This window comes from Novosphingobium sp. HR1a (assembly GCF_015594425.1).
Lineage (GTDB): Bacteria > Pseudomonadota > Alphaproteobacteria > Sphingomonadales > Sphingomonadaceae > Novosphingobium > Novosphingobium resinovorum_A.
In genome coordinates, this window is the sequence record NZ_JABXWS010000016.1 from 1 (window position 1) to 16,154 (window position 16,154).

The following is a 16,154-nucleotide window of genomic DNA, read 5'->3' on the forward strand; positions in this document are numbered from 1 at the left end:
GTCGAGCTGCTCGTCGTTGGCGTCGAGGCTGACGAAGAGGTCGAACACTTCGTCGAGCACTTCGGCGTGACGGCCGTCGGGACGGTCGATCTTGTTGACGACGACGATCGGCTTCAGGCCGAGGCCCAGCGCCTTGCCGGTGACGAACTTGGTCTGCGGCATCGCGCCTTCCGAGCTGTCGACGAGGAGAACCACGCCGTCCACCATCGAGAGGATGCGCTCCACTTCGGCGCCGAAGTCGGCGTGTCCGGGCGTGTCGACGATGTTGATGCGATAGCCGTTCCACTCGATCGAGGTCGGCTTCGCCAGAATGGTGATGCCGCGCTCCTTTTCGAGGTCGTTGCTGTCCATCGCGCGCTCTTCGATGCGCTGGTTGTCACGGAACGTGCCGGACTGGCGGAACAGCTGGTCGACGAGGGTGGTCTTGCCATGGTCGACGTGCGCAATGATCGCGATATTGCGCAAGGGAAGCGGGGCGGACATTGTTGTTCTCTCTGTACGAGGGCCGGAGGCGGGCAGCCATCGTGTGCTGCACCGCAAAATTGCCGCGCCCTTAGCCGATGGCGGGCATTTCGGCAAGCGGTGTGCGCCGGGTCGGGGAATCGACGATCGGGCGAAAAGCGTGCCGTGCGCCATGGCGTGCCGGCCGATATCGTACTAGGGGCTGGTCGATAGGGCATTTCGGAGACGTCGCAAGGGTCCTGCCCGGCGGCTGTGCCGCGCTCTCCCGTGGGCTTTCGCGCCCCGCCCCATGAAGAAAGCCCATGTCGTAAAGATGGAAGCATCCGGCCCCACCCTTGAAGACCTCGGTTGGAATTCCTTCTTCGCCGATCAGCTTTCGGCTGAGGAGCAGGGGGGCGGGGTATGCCCCGTGCGTGTGATGGCGGTTCATCGCGGCATGGTGGACATTGCCGGAAGCGGCCTCAGCGGCATGATCAATTCCGCCCTGCCGCTGTCCGAGGGGCCGGAGGACCGGGCGGCCGTGGGCGACTGGCTGATGGTGGACCGGGAGCGGCTGGAGCCGGTGCGCATCCTCGATCGGATCAATCTGTTCAAGCGCAAGGCGCCCGCCGACCAGCGCCGGCTGCAGCTGATCGCGGCCAACGTCGATACGTTGTTCATCGTGACCTCCTGCAACCAGGATTTCAACGTCGCGCGCCTCGAACGCTATCTGGTGATGGCGCGGGAGGTCGGGGTGAGGCCCGTGGTGGTGCTCACCAAGGTCGATCTGGCCGAGGCACCCGAGCGGTTCCTTGAGGCGGCACGCGCGTTGCAGCCGGATCTGGAAGTCGAAATGGTCAATGGCCGCGATCCGGCCAGCGTCGGGCGGCTGGCCCGGTACTGCGGCAAGGGCCGGACTGTAGCCCTGCTGGGCTCGTCGGGCGTGGGCAAGTCGACGATGATCAACGGTCTGCGGGGCTCCGACGACATCGAGACCCAGCCGATCCGTGAAATCGACGGCAAGGGTCGGCACACGACGACGGGGCGGCAACTGTACCCGCTGGACGGTCCCGCCAAAGGTGGTTGGCTGGTCGATACGCCCGGCATGCGCGAGTTTCACCTGCCCGACGCCGCGACCGGCATCGCCGAAGTGTTCGACGACATAACCGCGCTGACGCAGGCGTGCCGTTTCGGCAACTGTACCCACACCACAGAGAAAAGCTGCGCGGTGCTGGCCGCACTGCGGGACGGCACCCTCGAGCCCAGGCGGCTGGAACGCTGGCGCAAGCTGCGCGATGAAGACGCCGACAGTACCCAGGGCGGCGGGCGACGACCGGCCTCGGCCGGCGGCAGAAGAAGGAAAAGACACGATGGCTGACCTGTATCTCAAGGCACTGGAATCCGAACGCCGCAGCCTTTGGGCGGAATGCCGCCTGAAGGGTCTTGCCAAAGGAACCCCCGAACGGCTTCGGATCGCCGAACTCGACAAGTTGCTCGCCGAGCACAAGGCGAAGAAGGCCGGCTGAGGAATGTGGCGACGGCGCAACAGTGGCGCCAAATGTCCGCACCTGTTCACAGGTCTTCATTGTGAGGCGCCCCGGAACCGCATAACCTGAACCTCTTACGCTTTGCGGCGAGCTTTCCGCGCATCACGATGCGGGCCGTCGCGCAGGAAGGGACAGGGGACCAGATGAAAGGTGTTTTGGCGGGCATCGGCGCGCGGGGTACGCGCATCTTCACCGAACGCAGGGGCATGACCGAACGCAGTGCCGCGCTGCTGGCGAGTGCGGCATTCGGGCTTGCCTGGTCGCCTGCGGTCATGGCGCAGGACGCGGCGCCTCAGGCTGCCGACGAACAATACACCGACACCATCATCGTCACCGCCACCAAGCGCGAGCAGACGCTGCAGGACGTGCCCGTCGCCGTCTCGGTGACCAGCGGAGCGACGCTGGAACGCGCGCAGATGCGCGACCTCAAGGACCTGCAGACTTTGGTGCCGTCGCTGCGCGTCAACCAGCTGCAGTCGAGCGCCAATACCAACTTCTATATCCGCGGTTTCGGCAACGGCGCCAACAACGCCGGTATCGAGCCTTCGGTCGGCCTGTTCATCGACGGCGTCTACCGTTCGCGCTCGGCCTCGATGATCGCGGACTTCCCCGATGTGGAGCGCATCGAGGTGCTGCGCGGGCCGCAGTCCACGCTGTTCGGCAAGAATGCCTCGGCGGGCGTGATATCGATTGTTACCAAGAAGCCGCAGTTCCAGTTCGGCGGCAATGTCGAGGCGAGCTACGGCAACTACGACGCCGTAGTCGTCAAGGGCACGGTAACCGGGCCGCTGAGCGAGAACGTCGCATTCAGCCTCGCGGGCGGGCTCAACAAGCGCGATGGTATCGTCAGGGATCTGGCTACCGGCGAGCGCACCAATGAGCGCGACCGCTGGTTCGGGCGCGGGCAGCTGCTGTTCGACAACCATGACGGCCTCGAACTGCGGCTGATCGGCGATTACGGCAAGATCGACGAGAACTGCTGCGCGGTCGTCAACCTGCGGCAGGCGACGCCGACGGCGGCGATCTTCGCGCTGGGCGAGGCGGTCAACCAGCCGGGCGAGAAGTACGACAACATCGTCTACAACAACTTCGAATCCTCCAACAAGATCGAGAACTGGGGCGTTTCGGGCCAGCTGGACTATGATCTGGGCGGCACCAAGCTGACCTCGATCACCTCGTACCGCCGCACCAATGCGCTGACCAATCAGGATTCGGACTTCTCCAGCGCAGACCTGCTGGGCCGCAACTGGCAGGACCTGCGGATCAAGACCTTCACGCAGGAACTGCGCGCCAACTTCGAGGTGGGCGAGAAGATTACCGGCCTCATCGGCGGCTACTATTTCAACGAGAAGATCGACCAGAACAACGAGGTCTTCTGGGGCGACGATGCCCGGCCTTACGCCAACCTCCTTGTCCAGAGCCTCTCGGGCGGGGCGCTCAGCGTGCCCGCGCTGGAGACGGCCTTCGGCGCCTACGAAGGCAATCCGGCCAAGTACGCCGGGCAGTTCTTCGCTTCCGGCACCGGTCTCACCGAAGCGTATAAGCTGAAGAACGAGGCGTGGTCGATCTTCGGCCAGCTCGACTTCGAAGTGGCGCCGGGGCTGACGGTGACCGGCGGTCTCAACTACACGCACGACAAGAAGCGCTTCGCCACCAACACGACGTCGGATGACGTGTTCTCGTCGATCAATTTCGACGATCCGCGCTATTCGGCGTTCCGCCAGCAACTGCTGCTTGGCGGGGCGCTGCGTTCGGTGGGTGTGGACCCGACCAACCCGGCGGCGATCTTCGCCTTCGCGACGAACCCGCAGACCGCGCCAGTCTATCAGCAGCTGGTCGGCTTCGCGAACGGCAATGCCAACAATCCGGCGGCAAACCCGCTCAATCCGCTGCGCGCGCTGCAGTATTTCCCGCAGTTCATGAACGTTCCCAACGCGGTCGAGCCGGGCCGGGTAAGCGACGGCGACTTCAGCTACACCGCGCGCGTGGCCTGGGACGTGACGCCCACGGTCAATTTCTACGCGGCCTGGGCGACCGGCTACAAGGCGGCCTCGATCAACCTGTCGCGTGATAGCCGCCCGACCCCTGCCGACCTCGTCGAACTGCGCGCGCAGGGCCTGGCGGTGACCAATCTCACCTCCGGCAGCCGCTTCGCCAATGCCGAGAATTCGACGGTTTACGAGGCCGGGATCAAGGGCAACTGGGGGATCGTCTCGGCCAACGTCGCGGTATTCAAGCAGGAGATCAAGAACTTCCAGTCGAACATCTTCACCGGCTCGGGCTTCTTCCTTGCCAATGCGGGCAAGCAGTCGGCGTTCGGTATCGAGTTCGAAGGCTCGGCTAAGCCCATCGACCAGCTGACGCTGACGATGGCCTGGACGTACCTCGATCCGAAGTACGACACGTTCCAGCTTTCGGCCTTCGGCGACCTTTCGGGGACGACCCCGGCGGGCGTCCCGCCCCTGTCGGCGACGTTCTCGGCGGAGTTCGTGCAGCCGGTGGGCACGCGCGGAGACCGGATCATCCTGCGCGGTGACTATCACTACGAATCGCAGTTCCGTCTGGTCGAGGGCCTGCCGGGCCTCGTCGTGCGTGACAGCGCGGGCAACGTCACCGACGTATCCGCAGCGCTCGCCGCCGCGCGCGAGTTCAAGCAGGACATCAACGACATGAACGCCTCGCTGACGTACGCGATGGCGAACGGGCTGGAACTGACGGTCTGGGGCCGCAACCTGCTGAACGACCGCACCATCCTGCAGATTTTCGACAGCCCGGCACAGCCCGGCTCGATCTCGGGCTATCCGAACCAGCCGCGCACTTACGGCGTGGCGGCGCGCTACCGATTCTAATTCGGAGCGCGTAACGCGCGTACCCGCCGTGTCGTCTCTGGGAGGAGGTACGGCAAGAGAAGCGGGGCGCGGACCTGAAAAGGGGCGCGGGAGGCTCGGCCTCCTGCGCCCCTCTTTCTTTGCGGTTTCGGAAGGCGGAACAGAAAGTCTTTGTAATTTCCCGATTTAAATGTGAACTTGCGTCGCATTGTCAGGCTGGGCAGGCCGTAAAACAAGGGGGAATGCATGATTCCGTATGGTGGCTTCTGGTGGCGCGTGCTCGCCTACATCCTCGACGCGATCATCCTGCAGATCGCGACTTCGATCATCGGCGGCATCTTCGGCGTCGGCCTCGCGCTGCCGCTGACGGGGCTGGGCGCGGGTGAGAACGCGGCGTTCGGGATGATGATGTTCGGCATGATCGGCGCGTCGCTGGTGATCAACTGGCTCTACTTCGCGATCATGGAAAGCTCGAAGCTGCAGGCGACCGTCGGCAAGCTGGCCGTCGGCGTGGTCGTTACCGACCTGCGGGGCGAACGGCTGACTTTCGCGCGTGCGACCGGGCGCTACTTCGCCAAGATCCTGTCGAGCCTGATCCTGTGCATCGGCTACATCATGGTCGCCTTCACCGAGCGCAAGCAGGGCCTGCACGACATCGTCGCCAGCACGCTCGTCTACAAGACGCGCGATCCCAGCGTGCTGTTCGACAACCACGAGGTCTTCGCCTGATTTCCAATCCCGCCTTCGCGGGAATGACTAATGAGTGGTGAGGGTAGAGATCGGCTTCTAAAGTTCGCGCAGCGCCCTTGCCGGTTTCGCCCGCAGCAGCGGCAGCGTTCCGGCTAGGGCGAAGCCGAGGATCAGCACGAGCCCGGCGGCCAGAACCGCCAGCACGCGCGGCCAGTCGGGCAGCCAGGCGAACTCGAACAGCTTGACGATCACCGCCCAGGCCATCGCGCTGCCCGCGCCCAGCGCGACGAGGGCGAGCACCACGGCGAGCAGCCCGTATTCCGCCATCTGTGCCGCGAGCAGCTGCCCGCGACTGGCGCCGAGCACGCGCAGGATCACGGTGTCGTACGTACGGCTCGCCCGCGCCGCCGCGATAGCGCCCAGCAGAACCGCGAGCCCCGCCAGCACCGCCACCGAAGAGGCTGCGAGGATCGCCGCCGACATCTGGTCGAGCAGCGCGCGGGCATCGCGCAGCAGGCTCCCCGTCTCGATCACCGAGGTCGAGGGGAAGGCGCGCACCAGCCGGGGCAGCAGGCCCGCCGTGGACGCGCCCTTGGGCACCTCGATCGTCGCGGCGAGGTTGTGCGGGGCGTCGGCCAGCGCATTGGGTGAGAACACCAGCACGTAGTTGAAGCCCAGACTGTCCCAGTCGATCCGGCGCAGCGCGGCGATCCGCGCGGTCTTCTCGACGCCCAGCACACCCACGGTCACATAGTCGCCGACCTTGAGGCCGATCGCCTCGGCCAGCCTCTCGTCGACCGAGACCAGCGGCTCGCCGCGGTAGAACTGCGGCCACCACTGGCCGGAGGTCACCGTGCTGCCCTCCGGCACGCCGACCGAATACGTCAGCCCGCGCTCCCCGCGCAGCGCCCAGGCGCCATCGGGCAGATCCTTGCCGAGGCTGGCCACGCGCGTCATCCGGTCCTTCGGCCCATAGGCAAGGATGCGGCCGCGCATGTTCGGCACCAGCTTGAGGGTGGAGCCGGGGATCGTCCGCTCGACCGCGTCGGCGAAGGCGGGCGCCTTGTCCTTCGGCACGTCGAGCACGAAGAAGTCGGGGGCGCGCGCGGGGACGGTGCGGCGGATGTTGGCGTCGAGGCTCGTCTGCACAGCCGCGATCAGCACGAAGGCGGAGAGCCCGAAGCCGAGCGCCGTCACCAGCGCGCCGGTCTGCGCGCCCGGGCGGTGGAGGTTCGCCAGTCCCGCGCGCAGCATCGGCCCGCGCGGTCTCGGCAGGCGGGCGGCGAGCTTGCGGATGCCGAGGCCGACGAGCGCCAGCAGGCCGAGCATGGCAGCGGACGCGGCGAGGAACCCCAGCGTCACCAGCGGCTGCGCGGCATTGAGCAGTGCCAGCGCGACGATGGCGGCAAGGCCGAGGCCGACCGGCACGGCCAGCGCCTTGCGGTCCGCGCCCAGCGGCGCGACACGGGCGCGCATCAGCGCCATCGCGGGCCAGCTGCGCGCCCGCACCAGCGGCGGCGCGGAGAATATCAGCGCGACCAGCAGGCCATAGGCCGCCGCCGTCGCGAGCGCCGCGGGGGAGACGGTGAACCCGGGCTCGACCGGCAGCAGGCTCTGCAGCGCCGAGGCGAGGAGCGGGGTCACGAGCACGCCTGCGGCGAGCCCTGCCAGGCTGCCGACCAGGGCGGCCGCGCCGACCTGCAGGAGATAGATGCGCGCGATGTCGCCGCTGGTGGCGCCGAGCACCTTCAGGGTTGCGATCGAACTGCGCCGTGCCTCCAGATAGGACGAGACGCCGCCGCCGATGCCGATCCCGGCGATCACCAGCGCGGCAAGCCCGACCAGCACGAGAAACTCGCCCATGCGGGTGACGAAGCGCTCGGTCGAAGGCGAGGCTGCCAGCCGGGTGCGCGTGTCGAAGCCGTCGCCGAAGCGGGTCTTGAGGGCGTCGATCACCGCTTCTGGGTCGCGCGCGGGGTCGGCGAAGCGCACCCGCACGACGCTGCGGTACATGGCGCCCGGCGCCGTGAGCCCGGCACTGCCAGGGAGGGAAAGCGGGACGACGGCGGTGTCGCCCAGCGCGAAGCCCTCGCTCATCTGCTCGGGGTCGGTCGCGATGATGCCGCCCACGATCACCGGCACGCCGCCGATGGTGATACGCTGGCCCTTCCCGGCACCGAGGCGGGCGGCGGTGCCCTTGGCGATCCATGCCGTGCCGGGGGCTGGGGCGCCGACGCGGCGGCCGTCGGTCAGTTCGAGGCGGCCGTAGAGCGGCCAGTTCCCGTCCACCGCCTTGAGCGCGACGGGCGCGGTGGCATCTCCCTTCGTGGCGATGGCCTGCATGCGTTGCCCGCGCGAAACCCGGCCGAGGCGGGAGAGCGCCGCATCCTCGTCCTTGCCGAAGGCGCGCTGCCAGACCCTCAGTTCGATGTCGCCGCCAAGGATTTCGCGCCCCCGCGTTCCCAGTTCGCGCTCGATCGAGCCGGTCAGCGTCCCGATCGCGGCGATCGCGCCGACGCCGAGGAACAGGCACACGAGCAGCAGCCGCAGCCCCTTGAACCGGGCCGAGAGGTCACGGCGGGTGAGTGTCCAGGCGGTCCGCCACGGGAGGGCGTCAGCCAAGGTGTTCGCCTGCCCGTATGTCGCTGGCGATCTGGCCGTCGCCGATGGTCACTACGCGCTCGCAGCAGTGGGCGAGGCTTTCGTCGTGAGTGATGATGAGCAGGGTCGCGCCGGTCTCGGCCCGGCGGGCGAAAAGCAGGTCGATTATTGCCGCGCCGGTGGCTGCATCGAGGTTGCCGGTCGGCTCGTCGGCGAAGACCAGCGCCGGGCGGGGAGCGAGGGCGCGGGCGATGGCGACGCGCTGCTGCTCGCCGCCGGAAAGCTGCGCGGGATAGTGCGACAGGCGATGGCCCAGCCCGACCGCCGTGAGTTCCGCTTCGGCCCGCGCGCGGGCATCGGGCATTCCCGCGAGTTCCAGCGGCGTGGCGACATTTTCCAGCGCGGTCATCGTCGGCAGCAGATGGAACGCCTGGAGGACGATGCCGATCCTGCCGCGCCGCGCCCGGGCAAGGGCGTCCTCGTCCATCCCCACGAAGTCCTGTCCGGCGACCTCCAGCGTGCCCGAACTGGCGCGCTCCAGCCCGCAGAGCACCGCCATCAGCGACGACTTGCCCGATCCCGAGGGGCCTAGCAGCGCCAGCGTCTGGCCCCGGGGCACGGAAAGGTCGATCCCCTTGAGGATTTCGACCGCACTATCCCCGGAACCCAGCGTCAGGCGCAGGTCGCGGGCCAGAATGGTGTCGTCGGAAGCGGGGGAAGGAGTGCCGGAAAGGGCGGAGCGGGCTTGGGCAGGGCTTGTCACCATCCCCATATGGGATAGCACCAGTGCATCCGACAAGTCGGTCCCTTCAGGAGAATGCCTTGCGCCTCGTTTCCCTCGCTCTCCTTGCCGCCTCCACTCTGGCGCTTTCCGCCTGCGACAAGGCCCCGGCGCCGCCCGTGCAGGAGAGCCGGTCGGCCGTCGATGCGCCGCCGCAGATACCGGTCATGGGGCCGGAGCGCAGGATACTCGCCTTCGGGGATTCGCTGCTGGCGGGCTACGGACTCGAGGATGGCGAAAGCTACCCCGACCGGCTCGAACAGGCCCTGCGCGCGCGCGGCGTCAACGCGCGCATCGCCAATGCCGGGGTTTCGGGCGACACCACGGCGGCGGGGCTGCAGCGGCTCGACTTCACGCTGAAAAGCCAGCCTGCGAAGCCCGAACTGGTGATCATCAGCCTCGGCGGCAATGACATGCTGCGCTCGCTGCCCCCGGCCGAGACGCGCGCGAACCTGGAGAAGATCCTCCAGCGGTTGCGGCAGGAGAAGATCGGCGTGGTGCTGCTCGGAATGCTGGCGGCGCCGAACCTGGGCAGGGACTACGCCTCGGGGTTCAATCCGATCTATCCGCAGCTGGCGGAGAAGTACGGCGCGGTGCTGGTGCCGTTCTTCCTCCAGCCAGTGATCGACAAGCCCGATCTGATGCAGGGCGATCACGTGCATCCTACGGCCATCGGCATAGACGCCATCGTGGCGGCGACGGTGGACGATGTGGCGGATGCGCTGCCGAAGAGGTGAATTCCGCGCCCACCCCGTCCGGCTAGGTCCTGCGGACCAAGCCTCCCGGCCCTCCCGCAAGCGGGAGGGCGTAACTTCGCTTCTCCCCTCCCGCTTGCGGGAGCGGCCGGGGGTGGGCCGTCCTAAACCCGCCGCACCGTCCCCGCGCTGACCTCCCATACCGCCGCTTCCGCCGCGATTCCGTCGAACGGCGCGAGTTCCGTCCCCGTCAGCCAGACTTGCGCGGAGCCTGCCCGCAGCCGGTCGAACAGCGCCTCGCGCCGCAGCGGGTCGAGATGTGCGGCGACCTCGTCCAGCAGCAGCAGGCGCGGGCGGTTCTCCCCATCTGCCTCCAGCAGCTGCGAATGCGCAAGAGTGATGGCGATGAGCATCGCCTTCTGCTCGCCGGTCGAGCATTCCGCCGCCGCTTGCCCTTTGCCCGCCATCGTCACCGCCAGTTCGTCGCGGTGGGGGCCGGTGAGGGTGCGCTGGGCCGCCCGTTCGCGCGGCCGCCCGTCGCGCAGGGCGATGGCAAGCGCACCGGCCTCGACCGGGCCGCCGGGCTGGTAGGCCAGCGAAGGGCGGGCGAAAGGCGTGTCGGGCAGCCGCGCCAGCGCCGCCTCCAGCCGGGTGACGAGGCGCGCGCGCGCCGTCGCCACCAGCGCCCCGGCCTCGGCGATCTGCACCTCGATGGCGTCGAGCCAGTGCGGATCGGGGGAACGTTCGTCGGAAAGCAGGCGGTTGCGCTCGCGCAGTGCCGTCTCCAGCCGCGCCGCATGGCCGGCATGGGCCGGCTCGATCGCCAGCACCAGCCGGTCGAGGAACCGCCGCCGCGCGCCCGCGCTCTCGACGAAGAGGCGGTCCATCGCCGGGGTCAGCCAGCCGATCGACAGCCATTCGGCCAGGCTCAAGGCGGATGCCTGCGCGCCGTTCACCTGCACAAGCCGCCGCCCGGGACGCTCCGCCGCGACGCCGGTGCCGAGGCGGACGGGCTCGCTCCCTTCCCCCTGGCCGGGCATGCGCAGTGCAGCGTTCACCGCGAACCCGCCGTCGCCGTCCTGCGCGGGCACGTCCACCAGCTGCGCCCGGCGCAGGCCGCGTCCGGGCGCGAGCAGGCTGATCGCCTCGAGCACGTTGGTCTTGCCCGCGCCGTTCTCGCCGACCAGCAGGTTGAACTGCGCCGTGCCTTCCACCGCGGTCTCACGGTGGTTGCGGAAACGGGACAGGAGGATGCGGTCGAGCATGGTCGGCGCGACCTAGAGCATTTTCAAGTCAGGTGGAAACACCTGACGACTCGGAAAATGCGGCAGCCCTGTAAAAAGCGCGGCTCAGCGCCCTGCTCACAACGTTCAGACCGATTTTGCCTTGGCGAAAGGCGAGAAATCGAGATTGTCGTCGAACACCTCGACGCCCTCGCGCTTCTTTAGCCAGCCGACGACGACGTAGGTTACCGGCGTCAGCACCGCTTCCCACAGCACCTTCATGCCCCAGTTGGTGACCATGACGGTCAGCACCTGCTCGTGCGTCCAGGTGCCGAGGAAGGCGATGGGATAGAACAGGGCGCTGTCGGCGGCCTGTCCCACCACCGTCGAGCCGATGGTGCGCATCCACAAGTGCTTGCCGCCAGTCATCAGCTTCATCTTGGCGAGGACGAAGGAATTGACGAACTCACCCGCCCAGAACGCGGTCAGCGAGGCTAGGACGATGCGCCAGGTCGAGCCGAATACTGCTTCGTAGGCGGCCTGTCCGGTCCAGCCGGAATCCGGCGGCATGGCGACGACGACGAAGCTCATGAAAGCCATGAAGATCATCGCGAAGAAGCCCGCCCAGACGCAGCGGCGGGCATTGGCATAGCCGTACACTTCGGTCAGCACGTCGCCGATGACGTAGCTGACCGGGAAGAACAGGATGCCCGCGCCGAACGTCACGCCGCCGATATTCGCCAGCTTGGACGCACCGATCAGGTTCGACAGCAGCAGGATCGCGACGAAGGCCGCCATCACGTAGTCGAAATAGCGGAAGTGGCGACGCGCCCCGGTAAGGCCGTCGATGCGTGACAAGGGGCTGGACAGGGGCGATGGAGCGTCGGTGTCGGCGGTCATTGCCTGTGCGTAACGTGGCTTTGCTGCAGCGCAAAGCACAAGTTTGCGCCGCCAGCGGTTTGCGCCGCGCGGTAACCACGCTATGGGAAATCCGGCGCGCGCCCGTAGCTCAGCTGGATAGAGCACGAGCCTTCTAAGCTTGGGGTCACAGGTTCGAACCCTGTCGGGCGCGCCATTGTCTTCGGAAATGGTCGCCCTGCTTCCCGGATTGAGTGCGAACCGTGTTCGAACGGGCGCGCGATGAAGTTTAAGCGATCATAAACCGATCGGTTGTATTCTCCCGCTCATGACCCGCACCGTTCTTCCCCGGCGATCGCAGCGACGCTCCGTCGCGCTGGCCGTTCAGTGCCGCACGCAGAGCGGTCTGCGGGATGACGGCGAGATTTCCGACATATCGGTGGAGGGCTGCTGCCTGCGCATGCGCGGCATCTATTTCCGCGTCGGCGCGCGCCTGATCGTGCGGCCCAAGGGAATGGAAGGCATGTCGGGCGTGGTGCGCTGGGTCAGCAGCGACCTTGCCGGGGTCGAGTTCGACCGACCGCTCTACGGCCCGGTGCTCGAGCACATCGCGGCAACGCACGGATCGCACGCGAGCGTCTGAGCGATAACGTCGCCCCGGCGAATTCTCGTTCATCTGATTGGAAAGTTCTGGTCAAGCCGATCGGGCGCCCCGCACACTCCCGCGAACAGACCGGCACGCCATCGCCGGCAAGTTCAAGCATGGGGAGAGAGCGCTTGGCAGTACCTGTCGGACCGGAGGGCGACGCCCCCAACCATCCGCTTGCGGTACGCATGGGCGTGATCGCGGGCGTATCGCACAACGTCGTCGTCGGCACCGTCATGGGCTCCTTCGGGCTGATGCTGGCCTCGGTCGAGCAACGCCTCGGCGTCAGCGCAGAAGAGGCAGCGGCGGGCATTCCGCTGGTGCTGGTCGGCTCGTCGGTGCTCGCGCCTTTCGTGGGCGTGCTGATCGCCAAGGTGTCGCTGCGCCTGCTGCTGCTGATCGGCGCATTACTGACGGTGGCAGGCTATCTCACGCTGGCCTGGACGCAAAGCTACGCACTCTACCTGCTGGCTTACGGGCTTTGCTTCGGTCCCGCGATGAGCCTCGCCGGATCGATCGGCCCGGCGACGCTGGTGGGACGCTGGTTCAACCGCAATCGCGGGCTGGCGCTGGGAATCGTCCACTTGCCCGTGGTGATCGCGGTGGTGCCGTGGACGCTGGAGCGGGCGCTTTCCGCCGTCTCACCGAGCATGATTTACCTGTCCATCGGCCTGATCGCGGCGGCGCTGCTGCTGCCGCTGGGGCTGCTGGCGATCGATCATCCTCCGGGGCACGCCGAGACGCTGGCGCCCGAACCCGATGCGAAGCGCACCGCCGACGGATCGTTCAGCGTCGCGCAACTGCTTGCGCGGCCGCGTTTCTGGGCGATCTCGCTGGCAGCGGTGGCGAGCATGACGAGTTCGGTGCTGCTGGGCTCGCTGCTGGTGCCGATGGGCTTGTCCTGGGGCTTCACCCGGCCCGAAGCGGCGCTGCTGCAGTCGATCATGTCGCTCGTCGGGATCGCCGGCTCGATACTGTTCGGCTGGATCGCCGACCGCATCGGCGGGGCGAGGGCGCTGGCGCTTATCGGCTTCGACTGCGCGGTGCTATGGGCTCTCCTGTTGCAGCACCCGCCGTTCTGGATGGCGGCCCTTGTGATCGGCCTCATCGGTATGCACGGTGCAGGCGCGATCCCCACGCTTGGCAAGGGGCTGACCGATTCGTTCGGACAGGCCAGTTACAGCCGGGGCTTCGGGCTCAACACGCTGATCGGGCTGCCGTTCATCGCGGTCGCCGTCGTCGGATCGGCGCGGGTCCATTCGGTGACCGGCAGCTACGACGGGGCGATCGTGGCGATGGCCGTGTTCTTCGTGTCCGCCATCGCGCTCGGTCTTTACGCCGCGGGCGGGGCGAAAGTGCCGCAACAACTCGCGGCAGCATAAGTGCCCCGTCGTCCCGGACGTGATCCGGGACTGCTGGCCGTGAGCAGCCCACCTTGCGCCAAGGCGCCTCGACGAGAGTCTCCGTCTAAAGACTGCCACCGGTCCCGGATCACGTCCGGGACGACGCGCGTTTACCCGCGTCGCGCCGTCGCCTTGAGCTGGCCGAGCACCGGATAGCCCAGCCCGTCGGGGATCACGAGCCACTCTCCGTCCTCGCGCATTTCTACCTCGGGGTGGATGCGGACGACGGGGTGGGCGGCGATGTCGGCCAGCGCTTCGGCATGATCGGCGTATTGCGCAAGGCGGTCGAGATTGCGGCGGGTCGGAAAGATCACCGAAATCTCGCCCCGATCGGCCATCGCCAGAGCATCGGCGGCGCTCGCCCAGAACAGGCGCGAGTTCTCGGTGGCATCGACCGTGACGTCCACCGCGCCGGTGCCGATGTCGGCGACGAAGAAGCGCGTGTCGAAGGCCTTCTCCCACAAGGGGCACCAGTGCGCGAAGAAGGTCAGCGCCTGCGGGTCCAGTTCCCAGCCGAAGCGCTCCAGCACGGTGTCGAGCCGGCCGACCTCCAGCAGCATCGCCCGCGCTTCTGCGGCTTCGCGGGCGGTGACGGGGGCGCGGGTGGCGATCATGAGGCCCGCTTCCTCCAGCGTCTCGCGGATCGCGGCGATGCGGGCGGAGGCGATCTCCTCCGATTCGCCGGGCAGCAGGCGGCGGGCGAGTTCGCGGTCGGCGGGATCGACGCGGCCGCCGGGAAACACCGCCGCCCCGCCTGCGAAGCGCATGCCGTCCGAGCGCTGGAGCATCAGCAGTTCGGGCGGTCCGCCGTCGGCGGCGTGGCGGAACACCACCACGGTGGCGGCAGGGACGACGGCGGGGCCGTCTGTCGGCATCGGCTGGTCGGAGGGAGCGGTCTGGATCATTGCCGCCGATCTTGCCGCTGGGGAAGGGGCACGCAAGCGGAAAAGCGCCAGGCGACTCAGGTGGCAGTGTCGGCAGAATTTACAGAGCATGACGCACGCGCTGACACGTGAACCGAAGAAATGGCTGATTTTCGGGAAAAATCAGAACTGGCACAGGCCATGCTTATGAAGTATCGTACCCCGAGAGAAGCAGTCTCGATAGAGGCGGGGCCGGACAGTCTCCCGGCCCCGCCTCCCCGGGGTTCCCCATACATCGAAGCATTCGTCATCCCGGACCTGACGGTGGCCAGCGCCTTGCGTACGTATCGTTGTCATTCCCGCGAAGGCGGGAACCCATCTCCGGTGGGCTGATGTTGCTCTGGCATCAGTTGGGTCCCCGCCTTCGCGGGGATGACTGCATGCGTTTCGATCCCATAAGGCAGGATTTCAAAGATTGCGCCCACAGTTCGGATGACGGGCAATGAAAAGGCCCGGGAATCGCTTCCCGAGCCTTCGTAATCCGGTGCTGTCGGCAGATCAGCCCTGCGCAGCGATCCCGCTGTCGGTCATGAGCTGGTGCAGTTCGCCGGCCTCGTACATCTCCATCATGATGTCGCTGCCGCCGAGGAACTCGCCCTTGACGTAGAGCTGGGGGATCGTCGGCCAGTCCGAATAGGACTTGATGCCCTGACGGATTTCCATGTCCTGCAGCACGTCGACGGTCTCGTAAGCGACGCCGAGGTGTTCGAGGATGGCGATCGCGCGGCTGGAGAAGCCGCACTGCGGGAACAGCGGGGTGCCCTTCATGAAGAGGACCACGTCGTTGCTCTTTACGATATCGCCGATACGGGCATTGACGTCGGACATTTCAGTAAAACCCTTGAGTAGTATGCTTGCGTCAGTTGGGGACGGCGGTGGTGAGTTGCAAGGCGTGAAGGACGCCGCCCATGCGGCCGCCCAGCGCTTCGTAGACCATCTTGTGCTGCGCGACGCGGGGGCGGCCCGTGAAGGCGGCCGAGACGACGTGCGCGGCGTAGTGGTCGTTGTCCCCGGCGAGGTCGGTGATCGTGACTTCCGCGTCCGGCAGCGCGGCGCGGATCATGGTCTCGATTTCGGTAGCGGTCATGCCCATCGGATAGTCCTCAGCCCAGGAAAGCGCGGCGCGCTTCGACCTGCTTGGCGGCCAGTGCGGCGCGCACTTCCGCTTCGGTGGTATCGACGCCGGCGGCGGTCAGGTCGCCCAGCAGCTTGCGGATGACGTCCTCGTCGCCGGCTTCCTCGAAGTCGGCCTGGACGACGGCCTTGGCATAGGCATCGGTTTCGGCCTGCGACAAGTCCATGCGTTCGGCCGCCCATTCACCGACGAGGCGGTTGCGGCGGGCCTGGATGCGGAACAGCGTGTCGGCGTCGTGAGCGAACTTCGCTTCTTCGGCGCGCTCGCGGTCCTGAAAACTCGTCATCGGACAACCTCGGGTTAAAGCGTTGTCCATGCCGATAGGGAACGCGGGGCTGCGGGGCAATCCTTGATTCGCAATAGCGACCGATGGATCGAGAGGC

Annotated in this window: 16 protein-coding genes and 1 tRNA gene; 8 read left to right on the forward strand and 9 right to left on the reverse strand. The window is 67.2% G+C overall.

All coding sequences use genetic code 11. The annotated features are described in order from the left end of the window. Positions 1-483: GTP-binding protein (locus HWN72_RS02940; protein WP_211149772.1), on the reverse strand; the 483-nt coding region annotated here is incomplete at its 3' end. A gap of 268 nt (positions 484-751) precedes the next feature. On the opposite strand from HWN72_RS02940, the gene rsgA reads away from it, so the two are divergent. The 4 genes from rsgA to HWN72_RS02960 all read left to right on the forward strand — a co-directional run bounded on the left by rsgA (position 752) and on the right by HWN72_RS02960 (position 5,545). Next, positions 752-1,819 (forward strand): ribosome small subunit-dependent GTPase A, encoded by a 1,068-nt coding sequence (rsgA, locus tag HWN72_RS02945; protein WP_236727470.1) that lies wholly within the window; start codon positions 752-754, stop codon positions 1,817-1,819. Then, positions 1,812-1,967 (forward strand): hypothetical protein, encoded by a 156-nt coding sequence (locus HWN72_RS02950; protein WP_172705113.1) that lies wholly within the window; start codon positions 1,812-1,814, stop codon positions 1,965-1,967. The genes rsgA and HWN72_RS02950 overlap by 8 nt, the downstream gene beginning before the upstream one ends. Before the next feature lie 164 nt (positions 1,968-2,131). Next, positions 2,132-4,837 (forward strand): TonB-dependent receptor, encoded by a 2,706-nt coding sequence (locus HWN72_RS02955; RefSeq protein WP_211149773.1) that lies wholly within the window; start codon positions 2,132-2,134, stop codon positions 4,835-4,837. Positions 4,838-5,062: 225 nt separating this feature from the next. Beyond that, on the forward strand, positions 5,063-5,545 hold the full coding sequence (locus HWN72_RS02960) for an RDD family protein (RefSeq protein ID WP_211149774.1): 483 nt from the start codon (positions 5,063-5,065) through the stop codon (positions 5,543-5,545). Between the two features lie 57 nt (positions 5,546-5,602). On the opposite strand, the gene HWN72_RS02965 is transcribed toward HWN72_RS02960, so the two are convergent. Both HWN72_RS02965 and HWN72_RS02970 read right to left on the reverse strand, forming a co-directional pair. Then, positions 5,603-8,128, reverse strand: a complete 2,526-nt coding sequence (locus tag HWN72_RS02965; RefSeq protein WP_211149775.1) for an ABC transporter permease — start codon at positions 8,126-8,128, stop codon at positions 5,603-5,605. After that, positions 8,121-8,879: an ABC transporter ATP-binding protein gene (locus tag HWN72_RS02970; RefSeq protein WP_211149782.1), complete on the reverse strand. Its 759-nt coding sequence runs from the start codon at positions 8,877-8,879 to the stop codon at positions 8,121-8,123. The genes HWN72_RS02965 and HWN72_RS02970 overlap by 8 nt, the downstream gene beginning before the upstream one ends. Before the next feature lie 50 nt (positions 8,880-8,929). Between HWN72_RS02970 and HWN72_RS02975 the strand changes: the two genes are divergently transcribed. After that, on the forward strand, positions 8,930-9,625 hold the full coding sequence (locus HWN72_RS02975) for an arylesterase (protein WP_211149776.1): 696 nt from the start codon (positions 8,930-8,932) through the stop codon (positions 9,623-9,625). A 122-nt stretch (positions 9,626-9,747) separates the two neighbouring features. On the opposite strand, the gene recF is transcribed toward HWN72_RS02975, so the two are convergent. Beyond that, positions 9,748-10,848: a DNA replication/repair protein RecF gene (gene recF / locus HWN72_RS02980; RefSeq protein WP_211149777.1), complete on the reverse strand. Its 1,101-nt coding sequence runs from the start codon at positions 10,846-10,848 to the stop codon at positions 9,748-9,750. 105 nt (positions 10,849-10,953) lie between these two features. Next, complete coding sequence (locus tag HWN72_RS02985) at positions 10,954-11,706, reverse strand: queuosine precursor transporter (protein ID WP_211149778.1); 753 nt, start codon at positions 11,704-11,706, stop codon at positions 10,954-10,956. Positions 11,707-11,804: 98 nt separating this feature from the next. Between HWN72_RS02985 and HWN72_RS02990 the strand changes: the two genes are divergently transcribed. The 3 genes from HWN72_RS02990 to HWN72_RS03000 all read left to right on the forward strand — a co-directional run bounded on the left by HWN72_RS02990 (position 11,805) and on the right by HWN72_RS03000 (position 13,692). After that, positions 11,805-11,881: transfer RNA gene (locus HWN72_RS02990), tRNA-Arg, on the forward strand. A gap of 111 nt (positions 11,882-11,992) precedes the next feature. Next, a complete protein-coding gene (locus tag HWN72_RS02995; protein ID WP_211149779.1) occupies positions 11,993-12,307 on the forward strand; it encodes a PilZ domain-containing protein in 315 nt (104 codons plus the stop codon). A 134-nt stretch (positions 12,308-12,441) separates the two neighbouring features. Then, positions 12,442-13,692: an MFS transporter gene (locus tag HWN72_RS03000; RefSeq protein ID WP_211149780.1), complete on the forward strand. Its 1,251-nt coding sequence runs from the start codon at positions 12,442-12,444 to the stop codon at positions 13,690-13,692. Between the two features lie 131 nt (positions 13,693-13,823). On the opposite strand, the gene HWN72_RS03005 is transcribed toward HWN72_RS03000, so the two are convergent. The 4 genes from HWN72_RS03005 to HWN72_RS03020 form a co-directional block, all read right to left on the reverse strand. After that, positions 13,824-14,618, reverse strand: coding sequence for an NUDIX domain-containing protein (locus HWN72_RS03005; RefSeq protein ID WP_211149781.1), 795 nt, complete (start codon positions 14,616-14,618; stop codon positions 13,824-13,826). A gap of 516 nt (positions 14,619-15,134) precedes the next feature. Then, complete coding sequence (grxD, locus tag HWN72_RS03010; RefSeq protein ID WP_008832124.1) at positions 15,135-15,464, reverse strand: Grx4 family monothiol glutaredoxin; 330 nt, start codon at positions 15,462-15,464, stop codon at positions 15,135-15,137. A gap of 31 nt (positions 15,465-15,495) precedes the next feature. Further along, complete coding sequence (locus HWN72_RS03015; RefSeq protein WP_008832123.1) at positions 15,496-15,729, reverse strand: BolA/IbaG family iron-sulfur metabolism protein; 234 nt, start codon at positions 15,727-15,729, stop codon at positions 15,496-15,498. Positions 15,730-15,739: 10 nt separating this feature from the next. Continuing rightward, positions 15,740-16,057 (reverse strand): DUF1476 domain-containing protein, encoded by a 318-nt coding sequence (locus HWN72_RS03020; RefSeq protein ID WP_036529513.1) that lies wholly within the window; start codon positions 16,055-16,057, stop codon positions 15,740-15,742. Positions 16,058-16,154: the final 97 nt, after the last annotated feature.